Consider the following 17,620-nt stretch of genomic DNA (forward strand, 5'->3'; position numbering starts at 1 on the left):
AATGGACATGAACCCGACCCCTCCCTCCCTGCCCGAAGTCCGCCGCGCCCTGGCGCGCTCCATCGGCCTGGCCGCCTTTGTCTACGGCTATCCGCTGATAGAGACCTACCGCACCTGCCGCCTGCAGACCGATGCCGGCGCCGCACGTGCCACCGGCCTGGGCCTGGACATGCGCGGCGACTTCGACACGCTGCACCACAGCCAGCGCCCCTCCACCCATGAGGACCGCGACGTGGTCACGCCCGCCAACGACCTGCTGTACTCGCTGGCCTGGATCCACCTGGCCGACGGCCCGCGCCTGCTGACCGTGCCCTCCAGCGCTGCGCATCCGGGCCGCTATTTCGTGCTGGCCCTGTACGACGCCTATACCGAGAATTTCGAGAACCTGGGACCGCGCAACTGCGCGCCCGAAGGCGAGACCGTGGTCCTGGTCGGGCCGGGCGGCCAGGTGCCGGAACACCTGGCCGGCCACCGTCTGGTGCACTGCCCCAGCAACCTGGTCTGGCTCATCGGCCGCACCGTGGTGGGCGATGCGCCCGACTGGCCTGCAGCCCGCGCACTGCAGGCCGACATCCGGCTGGATCCCGCGCCGGGCGTGCCGAAAGGAGGCCGCCCGGCCGCCGTCGCGAACTGGGTCGGCCCGCCCGTGGACGCCATGGCGGCCGCCTTCGAGAACCAGGAGCCTGCGGCCGAGGTTGCGCCGCGCTTTTTCACCAACCTCTGCCATGCGCTGGCCGAGGCGCCCGGACGCAAGGAGGACCAGGGGCTGCTGGCCTGGTTCGGCCAGGCCGGCCTGGTGGCCAGCGCCCACATGGCGTGGGAGCAGCTGGAGGAGCCCGTGCGCGAAGGCCTGACCGAGGGCTTTGCCGACGGCGTGCGCACCGTGGCCGCCATGGGGCGCAACCGCCGTCCCCGGCCCTGGACCATGACGCCGTCCACCGGCCGCTACGGCAGCGAGTACCTGGGCCGCGCACGCACCGCCTACCTGGGCCTGGGCGCGCTGGCCACCAGCGAGGCCATCTACGCGGCCGCCCACCACGACGCAGGCCTGCAGCCGCTGGACGGCAGCCAGCGCTATGTGCTGCGCTTCAATGCCGCCGACATGCCGCCGGCCGACGCCTTCTGGTCCGTCACGCTGTACGACGCCGACCGCTTTCTCTACGGCAACGAGATCGGCCGCCACTCCATCGGCGACCGCACGCCGGGATTGCTGCGCGAGGCCGACGGCAGCCTGCAGATCGACCTGGGCCATGCCCGGCCGGCACAGGGCGCCGCCAACTGGCTGCCCACGCCGCACGGGCGCTTCTACCTCATCCTGCGCATGTACCACCCGCAGGCAGGCGCGCACCAATGGCCTGTTCCGCCCCTGCAGCCCGTGGCCGCATGAGACACGCCATGGACCTGAGCACCCTGGCCGAGGAGGCCGTCATCCACACCTGCCCGCTGTACGAGATGCGCCGCATGCGCGCGGCCACCTCGCCCCGGCGCAATGCGGCCGGCGAGGCTGCGCCCGCACCGCTGCGCTGGTGCAACCAGTTCGTGCATGCGCGCCAGCTGCTGCGCGCCGGCACCAGCCGCGTGGTCACGCCCAACAACGACACGCTCTACACCAACGCCTGGCTGGACCTGGGCGCCGGGCCGCTGGTGATCGAGGTGCCCGACACGGCGGGCCGCTACTACGTGCTGGGCCTGCTGGACTTCTTCACCAACCCCTTCGCCCACCTGGGCCAGCGCCTGACGGGCACGGCTGCGCGCTCCTTCCTGGTCACGCCGCCGGGCTGGCAGGGGGCGCTGCCGCCACCGTTCGATGCGCCCGGCGCACACATTGCCGCGCCCACGCCCTGGCTGTGGGTGATAGGCCGCATCCTGGTCGATGGCGAGCACGACCTGCCCGCCGTGCACGCGCTGCAGGACGGCTTTGCGGTGCGCCCGCTGGCCGACTGGCAGGCGGGCACTCCCTCGCAGGCCCGCGCCTTCGACCCGGACTGCGATCCCCAGGCCCCGCCAAATGCCGAGCACTATGCAGCCCAGGTGAATGCCGCCTTGCGCGACAACCCGCCGCTGGCGGGGCATGCCGCACGGGTCGCGCGCTTTGCGGCCGTGGGCCTGGGCGCCGGGCTGGGCGCACCCGATGCGCAACAGCAAGCCGCACTGCAGCGCGCACTGGACAGCGTGCTGCCCCGGCTGCGCGCGGCCAGCACGGGCCGGCGCCTGGACTCGGGCTGGGAACTCCCCGCCCTGGTCGAAGGCGGTTTTGGCGACGACTTCCAGGCCCGCGCCGAAATTGCACTCAAGTACATCGGCATGCTGGAAAGCCGCGAGGCCATCTACCCGCTGGCCTGGCATGACGCCCGGGGCCAGCCCCTGCACGGCAGCCGCCGCTACCGGCTGCGCTTTGCCCCAGGCGCGCTGCCGCCCGTGCAGGCCTTCTGGTCCCTGACCCTCTACGGCGCCCACGACTGCATGCTGGTGGACAACCCCATCGACCGCCATGCCATCGGCGACCGCACGCCGGGCCTGCGCCCCGACGCTGATGGCGATGGCGATGGCGATGGCGATGGCGGGTTGACTATCCACATCAGCCACGCGCCGCCGGCCAGCGAAGACCACCGCGCCAACTGGCTGCCCGCGCCGCGCGAAGGCTTTTACCTGTGCCTGCGCGCCTACATGCCACGGCCCGAACTGCTGGACGGCCGCTACGCCCTGCCCCCCATCGAACCAGACCCGGAGACCCCATGAACGCCAGAGACGACGACAAGCCCTTCTTGCTGGTGGGCACCGGCAGCGAAACCGTGGCGCAGGGCCTGCACATACTGCGCGGCCAGGGCCAGTCCTTCGTGGCCGAGACCGACGCGGGCCTGGTGGTGATCGACGCCGGCCCCGGCGGCAAGGTCAGCCAGGACATGATCGCCAGCCTGCGCCAGCTCAGCGACGCGCCCGTGCATGCGCTGTGCTACAGCCACGGCCACATCGGCTACAACGCGGGCGTGCCCGCCTGGCTGGAGCATGCGGCCGCGCGCGGAGAGCCTGTGCCGCGCCTCATCGCGCACCGCAACCTGCCGCGCCGCCAGGCACGCTACCGCGAGACCCGGGCGCTGCAGCACCGCATGGCCGAGATCCAGTTCAACCGCAGCGCGGGCTTTTTCGAGCACCGGCTGGACATGCACGAGCCCACCGAAACCTTCGACACGCGGCTGGAGATAGGCAGCGGGGACAGCCGCATCGAGCTGTTCTGGGCGCCGTCCGAGACCGACGACGCCATCGCGCTGTGGAGCCCCGGCCAGCGCGTGCTGTACGGCGGCGCGGCGCTGCTGGACTCCATCCCCAACATCGGCACGCCCTTTCGCACGCTGCGCGACACCGTGCGCTGGGCCGACACGCTGCAGGCCATGGCCGCGCTGCGCCCGCTCAAGGCCGTGCGCGAGTTCGGTCCCGTGATCGAGGGCGAGCAGGCCGTGCAGCAGGTGCTGCTGCACACCGCACAGGCGCTGCGCTGGCTGCGCGCCGAAGTCGTGCGCCTGATGAACGAGGGCCTGAACGAGCAGCAGGTGCTCGCGGCCATGGACTATCCGCAGGAGCTGTTCGGCGTGGAGTGGATGAAGCCCACCTATGGCGACCCCAGCTACATCGTGCGCGACATCTACCGTTCGGAAAACGGCTGGTGGGACCGCAACCCGACCACGCTGCACCCGGCCCCGCCCGAGGCCGCAGGCGCCGCCATCGCCGATGCCATCACCGACAAGCCCGGCCTGGTGGCCAGCGCCCAGGCGCTGGCGGACGCGGGCCAGTGGCAGCTGGCCCTGCATGTGATCGACGTGCTGGCCACCGCGGCCGGCGACGCGCCCGAGATCGGCCAGGCCCGCAGCCTCAAGGCCGCCTGGCTGCGCGAGCGTGCGCGCGAGGTGGACAGCTATGTCTCGCGCAACCTCTACCGCGTGGGGGCCGACATGATCGAGCAGGGCCGGCAGGCGCGCCTGGGGCTGCGCTGACGGGGCCGCGCACAGGCAAGGCGACTCAAGGCGACACAAGGAGACAAGTGCATGAAGACGATGAAGAAGCACGGCATGGCCCTGGCACTGCTGCTGGCCATGGCCTGCACGGGCCACGCCCAGCCGGCGCAGGATGCCGGCAACTACCCCGCCCGCCCCGTCACGCTGATCGTGCCTACGGCCGCCGCCGGCGGCACGGACACCATCGCGCGGGTGTTTGCCGAAGGCCTGACCAGGCTGCTCAGGCAGCCCTTCGTGGTGGACAACCGGCCCGGCGCCAACGGCCTGGTCGGCGTGGAGCAGGCCGCGCGCGGCGCGCCGGACGGCTACCGGCTGCTGTTCACCTACACGGCGTCCATGGCCGTGAACCCCAGCCTCTACCGCAAGGTGCCCTATGACCCGGTGAAGGACTTCACGCCCATTGCGCAGATAGGGCGCGCCGGCAATCTGCTGCTGGTCTCGCGCGATCTGCCCGTGCATTCGCTCAAGGAGTTCGTGGCCTATGCAAGCGCACGGCCCGGCCAGCTCAGCTACTGTTCCTGGGGCCAGGGCTCGGGCGGGCACCTGACCATGGAATTCCTGCTCAAGCAGGCCGGCCTGCAGATGCAGCATGTGCCCTACAAGGGCAGCAGCCCCTGTGTGCAGGGCCTGCTGGGCGGGCAGGTGCAAGCGGCGTTTGCGGACACCTCGTCCACCGTGGAGCTGGTGCGTGCGGGCCGCGTGCGCGCCATCGCGCACAGCGGCGACAAGCGCATTCCCAGCCAGCCGGACCTGCCCAGCCTGACCGAGGCGGGCTACCCGTTCCACAACTATTCCTGGTACGGCGTCTTCGCGCCCGCCAAAACGCCGCAGCCCATCGTGGACAAGCTCAACGCCGCCATCAACCAGTTGCTGCAGGACCCGGCCACGGCCAAAAAGCTGGGCGAGCTCAACCTGACCGACCTGCCCCGGACCACGCCCGCGCAATTCGCCGACACGCTGCGCCAGGACCTGGCGGACTGGGGGCGGCTGGTGCGCGAGGTGGGTGTGCAGTTGGACTAGCAGCTCACTCGGCGACGATGCCCGTCCTGCGCACCACCTCGCCAAAGCGCTTGAGGCGGTCGGACATCATGGCCTCGAAGGCGGCGGGGCTCATTTCCTCGGGCGGGGTCACGCCCCGGTCCTGCAGGCTGGACACCATGGCCGGCGCCGTGGCGGCCTGGCGCACGGCCTTGAAGAGGGCATGCACCACGGGCGCGGGCGTGCCGGCCGGCGCGGCCAGGCCGGTCCATGAGCTCATGTTCAGCTGCGGATAGCCCACCTCGGCCAGCGTGGGCACATCGGGCAGCTGCGCCACGCGCTGCTCGGAGGCCACGGCCAGGGCGCGCACCTTGCCTGCCTGGATGTGGGGCAGCATGGAGATGAGGTTGTCCAGGAACACCTGCACCTCGCCCGCCAGCACCGAGGTGACCAGCAGCGTGCCGCCCCGGTAGGGAACATGGGTGATGTCCAGGCCCGCATCGGCCTTGAACATCTCCATGTTGAGCTGGCCCATGCTGCCCGTGCCGCCGCTGCCGTAGTTGAGCTGGCCAGGGTGCTTTTTGGCATAGGCGATGAACTCCGCAAAGCTGCGGATGGGCAGGCTCGCGGGCACGACCAGCACATTGGGCAGGCGGCCCAGGATGGCGATGTTCTCGAAATCCTTGATGGGGTCGTAGCCCACCTTGGGCTGGGTCAGAGGATTGGCCAGGTGGCTGCTCTGCGAGGACACGACCAGGGTGTAGCCGTCCGGCTTGGCGCGCGCCACGGCCAGCGCGGCCACCGAGCCGCCCGCGCCGGGCCGGTTCTCCACGACGATGGGCACGCCCAGGATGCGTGCCATGGGCTCGGCGTACTGGCGTGCCATGGCATCCACCGAACCGCCCGGAGGGAACGGCACGATGAAGCTGATCTGGCGCGAGGGGTAGCCAGCGGCCTTGCCTTCGGCGGCCAGCGCCGCAAGCGGCGCCAGCATCCCCAGGCCCAGCCCCGCGCCAAGCACACGGCGGCGGGAAGGGTGGCTGGCAGCCTGGCGGGCGATAGGGGTCATGCTCATGTCTCCTCCTTATGGAAATACGTCGGCTGCGTCCGGCCATCCGGGGCGCCCTGGGGGCGCCCTGGGCGTGCCCTGCTTACTCGGCCACGATATGGGCCTTGCGCACCACCTCGCCGAAGAGCTTCAGGCGCTCGGCCATCATCTTCTCGAACGCGGCAGGGCTCATCTCCTCGGGCGCGACCACGCCGCGCTCCTTGAGGCTGGCCACCATGGCAGGCGCGGTGGCGGCCTGGCGCACGGCCTTGTGCAGCGTCTGCACGATGGCGTCGGGCGTGCCCGCAGGCGCCGCGATGCCGGTCCAGGAGCTCATGTTGAGCTGGGGATAGCCGACCTCGGCCATGGTGGGCACGTCGGGCAGCATGGGCAGGCGCTGCTCCGAGGCCACGACCAGGGCGCGCACCTTGCCCGACTGCACATGGGGCAGCATGAAGACCAGGTTGTCGAGGATGAACTGCACCTCGTTGCCGATGGCCGCCGTGACCAGCGGCGAGCCGCCGCGGTAGGGAATGTGGGTGGCGAAGATGCCCGTGGCGGCCTTGAGCATTTCCACGTTGAGCTGGCCCATGCTGCCGATGCCGGCGCTGCCGTAGTTGACCTGGCCGGGGCGCTTTTTCACGTACTCGATGAACTCCTGGAAGTTCTTCACGGGCAGGCTGGAATGCACCATCAGCGCATTGGGCTGGCGGCCCAGGATGGCGATGTTCTCGAAGTCCTTGATGGGGTCGTAGCCGATCTTGGGCTGGGTCAGCGGATTGGCCAGGTGGCTGCTTTGCGAGGACACGACCAGGGTGTAGCCGTCCGGCTTGGCGCGCGACACGTACTGCGTGGCGACCGAGCCGCCCGCGCCGGGACGGTTCTCCACCACGATGGGCACGCCCAGGATGCGCGACAGGGGCTCGGCGTACTGGCGGCCCATGATGTCCACCGAGCCGCCGGGCGGAAACGGCACGACCAGCGTGATCGGGCGCGAGGGGTACTTGTCATCGGCGCGTGCGGCCAGCGGCGCCAGCGCGGACAGGCCCGCCAGGCCAAGGCCTGCGCCCAGCAGCTTGCGGCGGGTGGGGAAGGATGCATTCACGGACAGGTTTTTCATGGGTATCAGCGGAGTCAAGGATGGTCGAAGATGGCGAGGGCCACGGCCTGGGCGCGCGGCACGAAGGTGGCCAGCTCGCAGTACTCGCGCTCGGTATGGGGATGGCCGCCCACGGGGCCGGTGGCGCACAGCGTGGGCACGCCCACCGAGGCCGTGAGGCCGCTGTCGGCCGCGCCGCCCGTGAACTCGCCCTGCACGTCGAAGCCCAGCGACTGCGCGCCGCGACGGTACAGCTGCAGCAGCGCATCGGGCGTGGGCGCCATGGGCAGGGTGCGGCGCACGGCGGTGACGCGGCCCTGGGTGCGGGGCACGGATTCTTCCTCCACGATGGCGCGGATGCGCTCCATCAGCGCATCGGGATCGGTCTGGGCCGTGTAGCGCACATCGAGCTCGGCCTTGGCATGGGGCGCCACCATGTTCGGCACGATGCCGCCCTGCAGCACGCCCACATTGGTGGTCGTGCCCGTGGCGGGATCGGTCAGCGCATGCAGGGCCAGCAGCTTGCGCGCCATGGCTTCCAGCGCGCTGGCGCCGGCCGCGTGGTTGATGCCGGCGTGGGCGGCCACGCCCTGCACCTCGAACTCCACGGCCATCGATCCCTTGCGGCTGGTCACCAGGTTGCCGCTGACGCGGCCCGGCTCGGCGTTGAAGACGGCGCGCGCACCGCGCACCGTATCCATGATGGTCTGGCGCGTGGCGGGCGAGCCGATCTCCTCGTCGCACGAGAAGAACAGCTTGAGCGGCGCGCCCAGGCCGCCGCAGCGCGCAAAGGCCTCGGCCACGAAGACGTTGAGCACCAGGCCCGACTTCATGTCGGCCACGCCGGGACCGTAGGCCCGGCCTTCTTCCACGCGGAAGGGGCGGCGCGCCACGGTGCCGGCCGGAAAGACCGTGTCCATGTGGCCCATCAGATAGATGGGCGCGCCCTCGCCGGGCCCGGGCACGTCGGCATGCAGCAGCACGCCGTAGCCGGGAACGTCCTCGAAGCGCACGGCCACGCCGGCCGCCTCCAGCCGCTCGCGCAGGGCCTGGGCCACGGCCAGGATGCCGGCTTCATCGCGGCTGCCGCTGTCGATATCGACAATCCTGTGCAACAGATCTTGCATGGCCTGCTGCTGGCCGCCCAGCCAGTCCAGCAGTCTCGCGCGCTGCTGCACGCGGCTTTGTTCGAGGGTATCGTGCATGGTGGAATCTCCAGAGTGCATGCAGTGTTGCACGCGACCCCCTATTTTGCAACACACGTTGCATATACAAGAAAAACATGAAATCACCATTGCAAAAAGCCGCGCTGCTGCTGCCGCAGCGCCTGGCGCAGCAGGGCGCGGAACTGACGGCCAGCGAGCAGACGCTGGCCCAGACCCTGGGCAGCGACTATCCGCATGCGCTGCTGGAATCGGCCACCGCCCTGGCAGCGCGCACAGGCACCAGCGCCTCGACCGTGGTGCGCCTGTTCGCCAAGCTCGGCTATGCCAGCTATGCCGAGGCCCAGCGCGAGGCGCGCGGCGAGGTGACGGCGCTGCTGCAGACGGCTGCCCAGCGCGCGCCCGTGCTGCTGGGCGCGCAGCGCAGCCTGAGCGAGTGCGTGGACGATGCACTGCTGCACGACCAGCACAACATCCAATCCACGCGCGAAGGGCTGGACATGGCGGCCTTCGAGGCCATGGCCCGGCAGCTCGCGCAGGACGAGGGCCGGGTGTTCGTGCTGGCCCAGCTCAACAGCTCGCCGGTCTCCGCCTGGCTGGCCCTGCACCTGAACATGTGCCGCCCCGGCGTGCAGCAGCTGGATGCAGGCGCCATCGCCCCGGCCGACCAGCTGCTGTGGGTAGGCCCCACCGACACGCTGCTGGCCTTCAGCGTCAGCCAGTATTCACGCGGCACCTACGAGGTGGCGCAGCGATTTTCGGAAGCCGGCGCCCGGGTGCTGGCCATCACCGACAGCCCCACGGCCCCCCTGGCCACCGTGGCCCACCACTGGCTGCAGGTGCGCACGGCCAATGCCTCGCCCTTTCACTCCTACACGGCCGCCTTCTACCTGTGCAATGCCCTGGTCTCGGCCGTGGCCCAGTTGCGCCATGCCGATGTGTCCGAGGCGCTGGCCCGGCGCGACGCGCTGTGGAGGGAGTTCAACCACCAGCTGATCAGGACGCCCGAGCCGCGCGGGCCGGCTCGCGCCGCGCGCAAGCCACCCGCGCGCAGGTCTTCTACATAGACCAGTAGTACTTGAAGCTCAGCGTGGCCTCGCGATCCACGCCGCGGAAGATGCCTGCGAAGTACTTGCGGTTGAACAGGTTGTTGATGTTTAGCGCGATGCGGTACTGCGGCGTCTCGTAGGCCAGCGCCAGGTCGGCCAGCGTGGCGGAGTCGTTGATGTTCAGCGTGCCGTCCGCCGCCACGTTGTAGGGAGAGCGACCCTTGTAGCGCAGGCCGCCGGCCACCATCAGGCCCGGCACCGCGCGCGGGCGGTAGTCCAGCCACAGGCTGGCCATGTGGCGTGTGGTCTGTATGGTCTGGCGGCCGATTTCGGCGGGCCGGTTGCTCTGCGTGGTGCGCGGGTCCAGGTAGGTGTAGCTGGCCAGCGCGTTCAGCTCGCGCGTGAGCGCGAAGCGGCCTTCCAGCTCCAGCCCCGTGGAGCGCACCTCGCCCGTCTGGATGCTGAAGCGCGGGTGGTCGGGGTCCAGCGTGGTGACGTTGGTCTGGCGCAGGTCGAAGACCGAGGCCGTGATCAGCGAGGTGCTTCCCGGAGGCTGGTACTTCACGCCCGCCTCGTACTGCTTGCCGCGCCGGGGCTCGAACGGATTGCCGTCGTACTGCAGGCCCGTGACCGGATCGAAGGAGGTCGCATAGCTCGCATAGGGCGCCCAGCCGCTGTCGAACAGGTAGAGCAGGCCCGCGCTGCCGGTGGTGGCGCTGTCGCTCATGCGCGGCTGGGTGCTGCTGTTCTGCGTGGTGCGCGCCTGGTCATGGCGCAGGCTGAGATTGGCCACCCAGCGGTCCCACTTGAACTGGTTGAGGGTGTAGATGCCGGTCTGGCGCAGGTCCGTGCGGCTGTCCTCCAGCTCTGGATAGGCGATGGACTGGCCATAGGCAGGGTCGAGCATGTCCAGGTCGGGCACATCCCAGCCAAAGCCCAGGCCGCCGCGCTCCCTGTACTTCACATGGTCCATGCCAAAGGCCAGCCGGTGCTGCAGCCCGCCCCATCGCAGGTCCTTGTGCAGGCGGGTGTCCAGCGCCAGCGTGCGGCCCTTGGTGCGCTGGGCCAGGCTGGCGCGCGAGACGCTTCGGCCGTCGGCCAGCACGTCCATGGCGTAGATATGGCGGTAATCGATGTCGATGGTGGAGTAGCGCAGGTTCTGCGTGAGCTGCCAGCCGCTGTCGGTCTGGTGCGAGAACTCGTAGCCCAGCGATCGCGTGTCTCGGTCGAAGCGGTCGAAGGACGGGTCGCCGGCGGTCAGGTGCGCAGGCAGGTCCTTGATCTGCGGGTAGGTGAACAGGCTGGGCCACCAGGACTTGGGCGTGCCGCGCTCGCGCGAGTAGCTGCCCAGCACGGTCAGGTGGGTGCGGCCGGAGAGGTTCCAGCGCAGCGAGGGCGCGATGGAGATGCGGTCATCGCGCGAGCCCACGGTGCGTCCGTCGCTGTCACGCGCCTTGAGGTTGAGCCGGTACAGCAGGTCGCCCGAGGCATCCAGCGCGCCGCCCAGATCGGCCGTGGCCTGGGCGCGCTGGTAGCGGCCATAGGACAGGCCCACGCTGTTCACATGGTCGGCCTCGGGTTTCTTGGAGACCACGTTGATCACGCCGCCCGGCCGCCCCTGGCCAAAGAGCACGGAGGCCGGGCCCTTGATGACCTCGATGCTGTCCAGCTCGTCGATCTCGTCGTTCCACGAACCATAGGTGCCGGCCGAGAACTGCCGCAGCCCGTCCTTGTAGTAGGAGCTGCCATCGCTGAACCCCCGGATGATGGCGCCCGTCATGCGCAGGTCCGCGCCCGTGACTTCGGTGGACACGCCGGCCGTGTACGACAGGGCCTGCTCGATGCTCTTGGGCGCCTGGTTCTGCAGCTGCTCCTGGGTGACGATGGAGATGGAGCGCGGCGTCTCGATCAGCGGCGTGTCCAGCTTGGTGCTGGCGCTCCTGCCGCTGCCCACGTAGCTGCCCGGCGCGGCCATGCGCTGCGAGGTCACGTTGACCGTGGACAGCGTGGTGCCCGCCGACGCCTGCGGCGCAGGCTCAGGCGCAGGCGCCTTTCGCAGCGTGAACGTGCCCTGCTCGGTGCTGTGCGCGGTCACGCCGGTGCCGGCCAACAGCCGGTCCATGGCCTCCTGCGGCGTGAAGCTGCCCCGGAGGGCCGGCGCCTGGCGGCCGCCCAGCACGGCTTCGTCGTACAGCACCTGGAACTGGGTCTGGCGGCCAAAGGCGCGCAGCGCGTTGATCAGCGGCTGGGCCGGCTGGTCAAAGGCCAGCCGCTGTCCGGATGACGGCATCGGTGAAGAGGCGGCCGGCTGCTGAAGCTGTTGCGCACGGGCGGACGGCGCGGCGCCCATGCCGGCCACGGCACCGGCCACCAGCCACGCCAGCAGGCGCGGACTGGCCTGCGGGCCGGCGCCCTGCTCCTTCATGTTCCTGCGTCGGGCATGTGTGCCCCTGCCTGCGAATTCCCTGCCTGCTGCTTCTTGCGCTCTCATTGCCACTCCGTTGCTGTGCCGTTGCACGGGCACGCGACGGGCAGGCCGCAGGCAGCCGTCGCGGGCGATCAGGAACCGCGCCGGACAAGCCATGCCAGCCCACCCGCGCATGCGCGTCAGGTGTTGCGGCCGTTGGCTGGGGCGTGAGGGACGAGCGCCCTCGGTGGTCCTTGGCTGGCAGCCGTGCGGGCCTGGAAAATCCACGCCCCTGCCCCTATAGAAGCCAAAACCGGTGCAAAGCTGGAACCTGGGGTTGGCCGTCAGTTTGAAACAAATTGTTTCCCGTCCTTCGATTCATCCCCGCACGATCAGCCAACCTCCGCCGCTGCGCGGCTGCACGCGCACCGCAATCAAGGCCGGCAGCGCGCGCACAAAGCGCTCGGGCGCGGCCGTGGCCAGCAGGCCCGAGACACGCAGGCGGCCCAGCGACTCGTCGCCCAGCTCCACGGGCGCACCCAGATAGCGCGACAGCTCCTGCGCCACCTCCGCCAGCGGCGTGCCGCTGAAGCGCACCTGGCCCGTGCGCCAGTCGCCCACGCTGTCCGCATCGGCCACCACGGTGCTGTGCCGGCCGGCGCCGTCCACAGCCACGCCCGCGCCTGCCGCCAGCAGCAGGACATCGCCCCCGGCCCGGTCTCGCTCGGGCCGCAGTTGCACCTTGCCCTCCAGCACCTTCACCACCAGCCGCGGCGGCCCGGCGCGCACATTGAACGCGGTGCCCACCACCCGGACGCGGCTGGCGCCGGAGTCCACGGTGAAGGGCCTGTCCGGGCCGGGCGTGACCTCGAAGAAGGCCTCGCCCCGATCCAGCACCACCTCGCGGCGGCGCGGGTAGTAGCGCACCTGGAGTTCGCTGTCCACGTTGAGGGCCACGCGCGAGCCATCGGGCAGCTCGATGCTCTGCGTCTGCCCGGGCGCCGTGCGGGCCTGCAGCGTATAGCCTGGCGTGTGGTCCCAGCGGTACCAGCCACCCCAGGCCAGCAGCGAGACCACCGCCAGCACGGACAGGGCCGCCGCAGGGCGGCCGGGCCAGCGGGCAAGAACGCGCTGGCGCGGCGGCACGGCCGCTGGTGCCGCGCAGACGGCAGGCGCGGCGGGCGGCACCGCTGCGCCGAACTCATCGGGAAACAATTCCCTGAGCTGTGGCGCGCCATGCCAGTGGCGCGACATGCCTTCGAAGATGCTGCGGTGCAGCGGGTGGGCGCCCAGCCACGCATCCAGCGCACGCTCATCGGCGCCCGTCCAGTCCGGCTGCTGGCGGCGCACGAACCAGTCGGCCGCCCTGTCATGCAGCCCCACCAGCTCCTGCGGCGAAACGCCCGGGGGAAGTTCGTTGCTCATCGTGTGTTCTCTGCGGCGCCCGGCCGCTGCTCGTCTGCGCGCAGCAGGGCACGCATTTGCTCGGCGCTGGCGTAGCGTACGCGGATCTCGCAATAGGACAGTGCCCGGCTCAGGTGGCGAGAGACCATGCGCACGGTGATGTCCATGCGCTCGGCCGTCTGCTCCAGCGTCAGTTCCTGCACGCGGTGCAGCACGAAGGCCTGGCGCTGGCGCTCGGGCAGCTCGTTCAGGGCATCGCGCAGCCGGGCCAGGCGCTGGCGGCGCTCATCGTCCAGCGCATGGTCGGCTCCGTCGCGGGCCGGCAGGGCCTCGACCTCGTCGCGGCAATCCTCCACGGACACCAGCCGCACACCGGCCTGCTGCGGCGCCGTGCGGTGCGCGAAGGCCGCCACGCTGCGCACGACCTGATGCAGATAGGGCCGCTCTTCGTCCACAGGCAGGCGCTTGTCGGCCGACAGCATGCGCACGAAGACTTCCTGGGAGGCATCCTCGATATCGGCCGGGCTCTTGAAGTACCGCGCCAGCATGCGCTGCAGCGGCTTGCGCCAGCGGGTGTAGAGACTGCGGGAATGGCCACCGGGCTCTCCCGGGGCGTCGTCGCGCTTCATGGCAGGCATGGCACGGCGGACGTGGAAATTGTCCGGTGGCGGGGAAATGGGGGCAGGATCTGGAGCACGGTGCAAACAGCTGAGCCGGCGATTGTATCGAGAACGATTCTCATCATCGTCTCTCCGCGGCCACAAAAAAGGGGCGCCGAAGCGCCCCTTGATTGCCGTGCCCGCAAGGGCCGCACCGGTTCAGTGCTGCAGGATCTTGTTGAGGAATTCCTTGGTCCGGGGCTGGCGCGCTTCCGGGTTGCCGAAGAATTCGTCCTTGGAGCAGTCCTCCAGGATCTTGCCGCCCACGTCCATGAAGATCACGCGGCTGGCCACCTTGCGCGCAAAGCCCATTTCGTGGGTCACGCACATCATGGTCATGCCTTCGTTGGCCAGGCCGATCATCACGTCCAGCACTTCGCCGACCATTTCGGGGTCCAGCGCGGAGGTGGGTTCGTCGAACAGCATCACGATGGGGTCCATGGACAGCGCGCGCGCAATGGCCACGCGCTGCTGCTGGCCGCCCGACAGCTGGCCCGGGAACTTGTCCTTGTGCGCCGTCAGGCCCACGCGGTCCAGCATCTTGAGGCCGCGCTTCCTGGCGTCGTCCGCGCTGCGGCCCAGCACCTTGACCTGGGCAATGGTCAGGTTCTCGGTCACCGACAGGTGCGGGAACAGCTCGAAGTGCTGGAACACCATGCCCACGCGGCTGCGCAGCTTGGGCAGGTTGGTCTTGGGATCGTGCACGGCCACGCCGTCCACGAAGATCTCGCCCTTCTGGAAGGGCTCCAGCGCGTTGATGGTCTTGATCAGCGTGGACTTGCCCGAGCCCGACGGGCCGCAGACCACCACGACCTCACCCTTCTGGATGTTGGTGGAGCAGTCGGTCAGCACTTGAAAGCTGCCGTACCACTTGGAAACGTTCTTGAGTTCAATCATTGGTTCACTCCGACTCGTGTCAGTTGTCCATCGCCGCGCCGACAAGGGGCGCGGTCATGGGGGCGGGACGGCCAGCAAGGGCCGCCCCGCAGCCAAGGCCGTCGTCCCCCTTCAAGGGGGAAGGCGCGAAGCGACTCAGGGGGTGGTGTGTCATCGAATGATGGCAATCTTTTTGTGCAGGCGCTTCACTGCCCAGGACAGCGAATAGCACAGCACGAAGTAGGTCACGCCAGCGGCCAGATAGGATTCGATGGGACGGCCGTAGTTCTTGCCGGCCACTTCGAAGCCCTTGAGCATGTCGTAGGCACCGATGGCATAGACCAGCGAGGTGTCCTGGAACAGGATGATGGTCTGCGTCAGCAGCACGGGCAGCATGTTGCGGAAGGCCTGGGGCAGCACCACGAGGCGCATGTTCTGCCCATAGGTCATGCCCATGGCCTGGCCCGCGAAGACCTGGCCGCGCGGGATGGACTGGATGCCCGCGCGCATGATCTCGCTGAAGTAGGCCGCCTCGAAGGCGATGAAGGTGATGATGGCCGAGACCTCGGCGCCGATGGGCCGCCCGATGATCAGCGGCATCAGCAGGAAGAACCACAGGATCACCATCACCAGCGGCACGGAGCGCATGCCGTTGACGTAGAGCGTGGCGGGCACATCGAGCCATTTCTTGCCCGACAGGCGCATCAGCGCCAGCAGCGTGCCGAAGAGCACACCGCCGATGGTGGCGATGACGGTCAGCGTCAGGCTGAAGTACAGGCCCTTCAGCACGAAGTTGCTGAACAGGTCCCAGGTGAAGAACGACCAGTCGATTTGCAGGTTCATGTCAGTGTCCTCCGCCGCTGGCAGCGATCAGGCCCGGGACGCGCGAGCGCTTCTCGATGAAGGCCATGATGCGGTTGATGGCAAAGGCGGAGACCACGTACAGGCCGGTGACGGCCAGGTAGATCTCGATGCCGCGCGAAGTCTCTTCCTGCGCCTGCATGGCGAACATGGTCAGTTCGGCCACGGACACGGCAAACGCCACGGACGAGTTCTTGAACACGTTCATGGTCTCGCTGGTCAGCGGCGGAATGATGATGCGAAACGCCATGGGCAGCAGCACGTAGCGGTAGTACTGGAACGTGGTGAAACCCAGCGCCATGCCCGCGTACCGCTGGCCGCGCGGCAGCGCCTGGATGCCGGAACGCACCTGCTCGGCGATACGCGCCGAGGTGAAGAAGCCCAGCGCCAGCACCACGAGCACGAAGCCCGGCAGGGACTTCAGCGCAGGGAAGATGGACGGCACCACGTGGTACCACATGAAGATGTGGACCAGCAGCGGAATATTGCGGAACAGTTCGACCCAGGCATTGCCCAGCCGCACGATCCACGGCCGGTCGGGCAGCGTGCGCAGCGTGCCGATCAGCGAGCCGACGATCAATGCGATCAACAGCGACAGCAGCGACACGGAAATGGTCCAGCCCCAGGCCGACAGCATCCAGTCGAGGTAGGTGATGTCGCCGTTCTTGCCGAAGCAGCTTTGACCGACCTCTTGGGTAATGGTGTCCTGGCAGAACACCTGCCAATCCCAACTCATAGGAGCACCTCTTTATTCAGATTCTTGAAAAATGCACTACCGGCAAAAACGGCGCCGCAACAAAAAACGCCCCTTCCAACCGCATGGCAGAAGGGGCGGCATTCAGCTGGTGCTTACTTGACTTCGTACGACTCCATGGGCTTGTCGTTGGGGTTGGCCCATGCGTCCTTGGTGGCGTCGGACAGCGGCAGGCCGACCTTCACGTTGGCCGGGGGAATCGGCTGCATGAACCACTTGTCATAGAGCTTGGCCAGCGAGCCGTCGGCGATCTGGCGCTTGATGGAGTCGTCCACGGCCTTCTTGAAGGCGGGGTCGTCCTTGCGCAGCATGCAGGCGATGGGCTCGACCGACAGGGTTTCGCCGACGATCTTGTAGTCGGCAGGTGCCTTGGACTTGGAGATGTTGGCGGCCAGGATGGAGCCGTCCATGATGAAGGCGTCGGCACGGCCGGTTTCCAGCATCAGGAAGCTGTCGGCGTGGTCCTTGCCCATGACTTCCTTGAAGGTCAGGCCGTCGGCGCGCTTGTTCTTGCGCAGGGTCTGCACCGAGGTGGTGCCCGTCGTCGTGACGATGGTCTTGCCGTTCAGGTCCTTGATGCCGGTGATGCCGGAGTTGCCCTTGACGGCGATGCGCACTTCTTCCACATAGGTGGTCACGGCGAAGGCCACATCCTTTTGACGGGCCTGGCTGTTGGTGGTGGAGCCGCACTCGATGTCCACGGTGCCATTGGTCACCAGGGGGATGCGGTTCTGCGAGGTGACGGGCTGGTACTTGATGTCCAGCTTGGCCAGGCCCAGCTGCTTCTGGATGTCGGCCAGCACGCGCTCGCCCATCTCGGTGTGGAAGCCCACGTACTTGCCATTGCCCAGCGTGTAGCCCAGGCCGGAGGATTCACGCACGCCCAGCGTCACGGCGCCGGAGGACTTGATCTTGGCCAGGGTGTCGCCAGCCTGCGCAAAAGCGCTGCCTGCAGCCAGGGCGGTCACGGCGATGGCCAACAAATGCTTCTTCATACGGGTCTCCTGAGATGAGAACGAAAACGGTCTTGATGAGAACGGTCGAGTCGCCTTGTGGGCTGGCTCGAACTATCAACGATGTGACACATATTGTGCAATCACGCACGGTGCTGGAGCACCGACACGTGCTAGGGCTTTCCAGCACGTCAGCCAGATTCAGGTAAGCAACTGCCGTGCCATGGCACGCGTTTTTTGCCCGATCCAGCGCGCCTGGGGGCCTGCACACGGCGTGGCTGCTGTGCGCGCACTCTAATGCCAGGCGTGGCAGCACAGCCAATGCCGTTTGCAGAAACCCTTATGCATGCCATGCATAA

The 17,620-nt window shown here is 68.7% G+C and carries 15 protein-coding genes; 5 read left to right on the top strand and 10 right to left on the bottom strand.

Features of this window, described 5'->3' with window-relative positions; genetic code table 11:
- The first annotated feature begins 1 nt into the window (after position 1).
- The 4 genes from DTS01S_RS00110 to DTS01S_RS00125 are packed head-to-tail and all read left to right on the top strand — an operon-like array spanning position 2 to position 5,030.
- Complete coding sequence (locus DTS01S_RS00110) at positions 2-1,387, top strand: DUF1254 domain-containing protein (protein WP_017405817.1); 1,386 nt, start codon at positions 2-4, stop codon at positions 1,385-1,387.
- Between the two features lie 8 nt (positions 1,388-1,395).
- A complete protein-coding gene (locus tag DTS01S_RS00115) occupies positions 1,396-2,739 on the top strand; it encodes a DUF1254 domain-containing protein (RefSeq protein ID WP_017405818.1) in 1,344 nt (447 codons plus the stop codon).
- The gene (locus DTS01S_RS00120; RefSeq protein ID WP_017405819.1) at positions 2,736-3,989 is read left to right on the top strand and encodes an alkyl sulfatase dimerization domain-containing protein; all 1,254 of its coding nucleotides are present in this window, start codon (positions 2,736-2,738) and stop codon (positions 3,987-3,989) included. The genes DTS01S_RS00115 and DTS01S_RS00120 overlap by 4 nt, the downstream gene beginning before the upstream one ends.
- 51 nt (positions 3,990-4,040) lie before the next feature.
- Entirely contained in the window at positions 4,041-5,030 is a 990-nt protein-coding gene (locus tag DTS01S_RS00125; protein ID WP_026062498.1) for a Bug family tripartite tricarboxylate transporter substrate binding protein, read from the top strand.
- Positions 5,031-5,034: 4 nt separating this feature from the next.
- Here DTS01S_RS00125 and DTS01S_RS00130 read toward each other — a convergent pair whose 3' ends face one another.
- From DTS01S_RS00130 to DTS01S_RS00140, 3 genes are all read right to left on the bottom strand, one after another.
- Complete coding sequence (locus tag DTS01S_RS00130; protein WP_017405821.1) at positions 5,035-6,063, bottom strand: Bug family tripartite tricarboxylate transporter substrate binding protein; 1,029 nt, start codon at positions 6,061-6,063, stop codon at positions 5,035-5,037.
- 76 nt (positions 6,064-6,139) lie between these two features.
- Complete coding sequence (locus DTS01S_RS00135; RefSeq protein WP_016450281.1) at positions 6,140-7,156, bottom strand: Bug family tripartite tricarboxylate transporter substrate binding protein; 1,017 nt, start codon at positions 7,154-7,156, stop codon at positions 6,140-6,142.
- A 14-nt stretch (positions 7,157-7,170) separates the two neighbouring features.
- Positions 7,171-8,340, bottom strand: coding sequence for a M20 family metallopeptidase (locus DTS01S_RS00140; protein ID WP_016451791.1), 1,170 nt, complete (start codon positions 8,338-8,340; stop codon positions 7,171-7,173).
- Positions 8,341-8,417: 77 nt separating this feature from the next.
- Between DTS01S_RS00140 and DTS01S_RS00145 the strand changes: the two genes are divergently transcribed.
- Entirely contained in the window at positions 8,418-9,365 is a 948-nt protein-coding gene (locus tag DTS01S_RS00145; protein WP_016450279.1) for a MurR/RpiR family transcriptional regulator, read from the top strand.
- Here DTS01S_RS00145 and DTS01S_RS00150 read toward each other — a convergent pair.
- The 7 genes from DTS01S_RS00150 to DTS01S_RS00180 all read right to left on the bottom strand — a co-directional run bounded on the left by DTS01S_RS00150 (position 9,358) and on the right by DTS01S_RS00180 (position 17,303).
- The gene (locus DTS01S_RS00150) at positions 9,358-11,772 is read right to left on the bottom strand and encodes a TonB-dependent siderophore receptor (protein WP_016450278.1); all 2,415 of its coding nucleotides are present in this window, start codon (positions 11,770-11,772) and stop codon (positions 9,358-9,360) included. The two genes, DTS01S_RS00145 and DTS01S_RS00150, sit on opposite strands and share 8 nt — an antisense overlap.
- 360 nt (positions 11,773-12,132) lie before the next feature.
- Complete coding sequence (locus DTS01S_RS00155; protein ID WP_017405266.1) at positions 12,133-13,179, bottom strand: FecR family protein; 1,047 nt, start codon at positions 13,177-13,179, stop codon at positions 12,133-12,135.
- Entirely contained in the window at positions 13,176-13,787 is a 612-nt protein-coding gene (locus DTS01S_RS00160; RefSeq protein WP_224986090.1) for an RNA polymerase sigma factor, read from the bottom strand. Before DTS01S_RS00160 ends, DTS01S_RS00155 begins: the two co-directional genes overlap by 4 nt.
- A gap of 189 nt (positions 13,788-13,976) precedes the next feature.
- The gene (locus DTS01S_RS00165; RefSeq protein WP_016450275.1) at positions 13,977-14,714 is read right to left on the bottom strand and encodes an amino acid ABC transporter ATP-binding protein; all 738 of its coding nucleotides are present in this window, start codon (positions 14,712-14,714) and stop codon (positions 13,977-13,979) included.
- Between the two features lie 150 nt (positions 14,715-14,864).
- Positions 14,865-15,536, bottom strand: a complete 672-nt coding sequence (locus tag DTS01S_RS00170) for an amino acid ABC transporter permease (RefSeq protein ID WP_016450274.1) — start codon at positions 15,534-15,536, stop codon at positions 14,865-14,867.
- A 1-nt stretch (position 15,537) separates the two neighbouring features.
- On the bottom strand, positions 15,538-16,290 hold the full coding sequence (locus tag DTS01S_RS00175; RefSeq protein WP_016450273.1) for an amino acid ABC transporter permease: 753 nt from the start codon (positions 16,288-16,290) through the stop codon (positions 15,538-15,540).
- Positions 16,291-16,403: 113 nt separating this feature from the next.
- Positions 16,404-17,303 carry a transporter substrate-binding domain-containing protein gene (locus tag DTS01S_RS00180; RefSeq protein WP_016450272.1) on the bottom strand — a complete coding sequence of 300 codons (900 nt, stop codon included), beginning with the start codon at positions 17,301-17,303 and terminating at the stop codon, positions 16,404-16,406.
- Between the last annotated feature and the right edge of the window lie 317 nt (positions 17,304-17,620).

This window comes from Delftia tsuruhatensis NBRC 16741, assembly GCF_001571325.1.
Lineage (GTDB): Bacteria > Pseudomonadota > Gammaproteobacteria > Burkholderiales > Burkholderiaceae_C > Comamonas > Comamonas tsuruhatensis.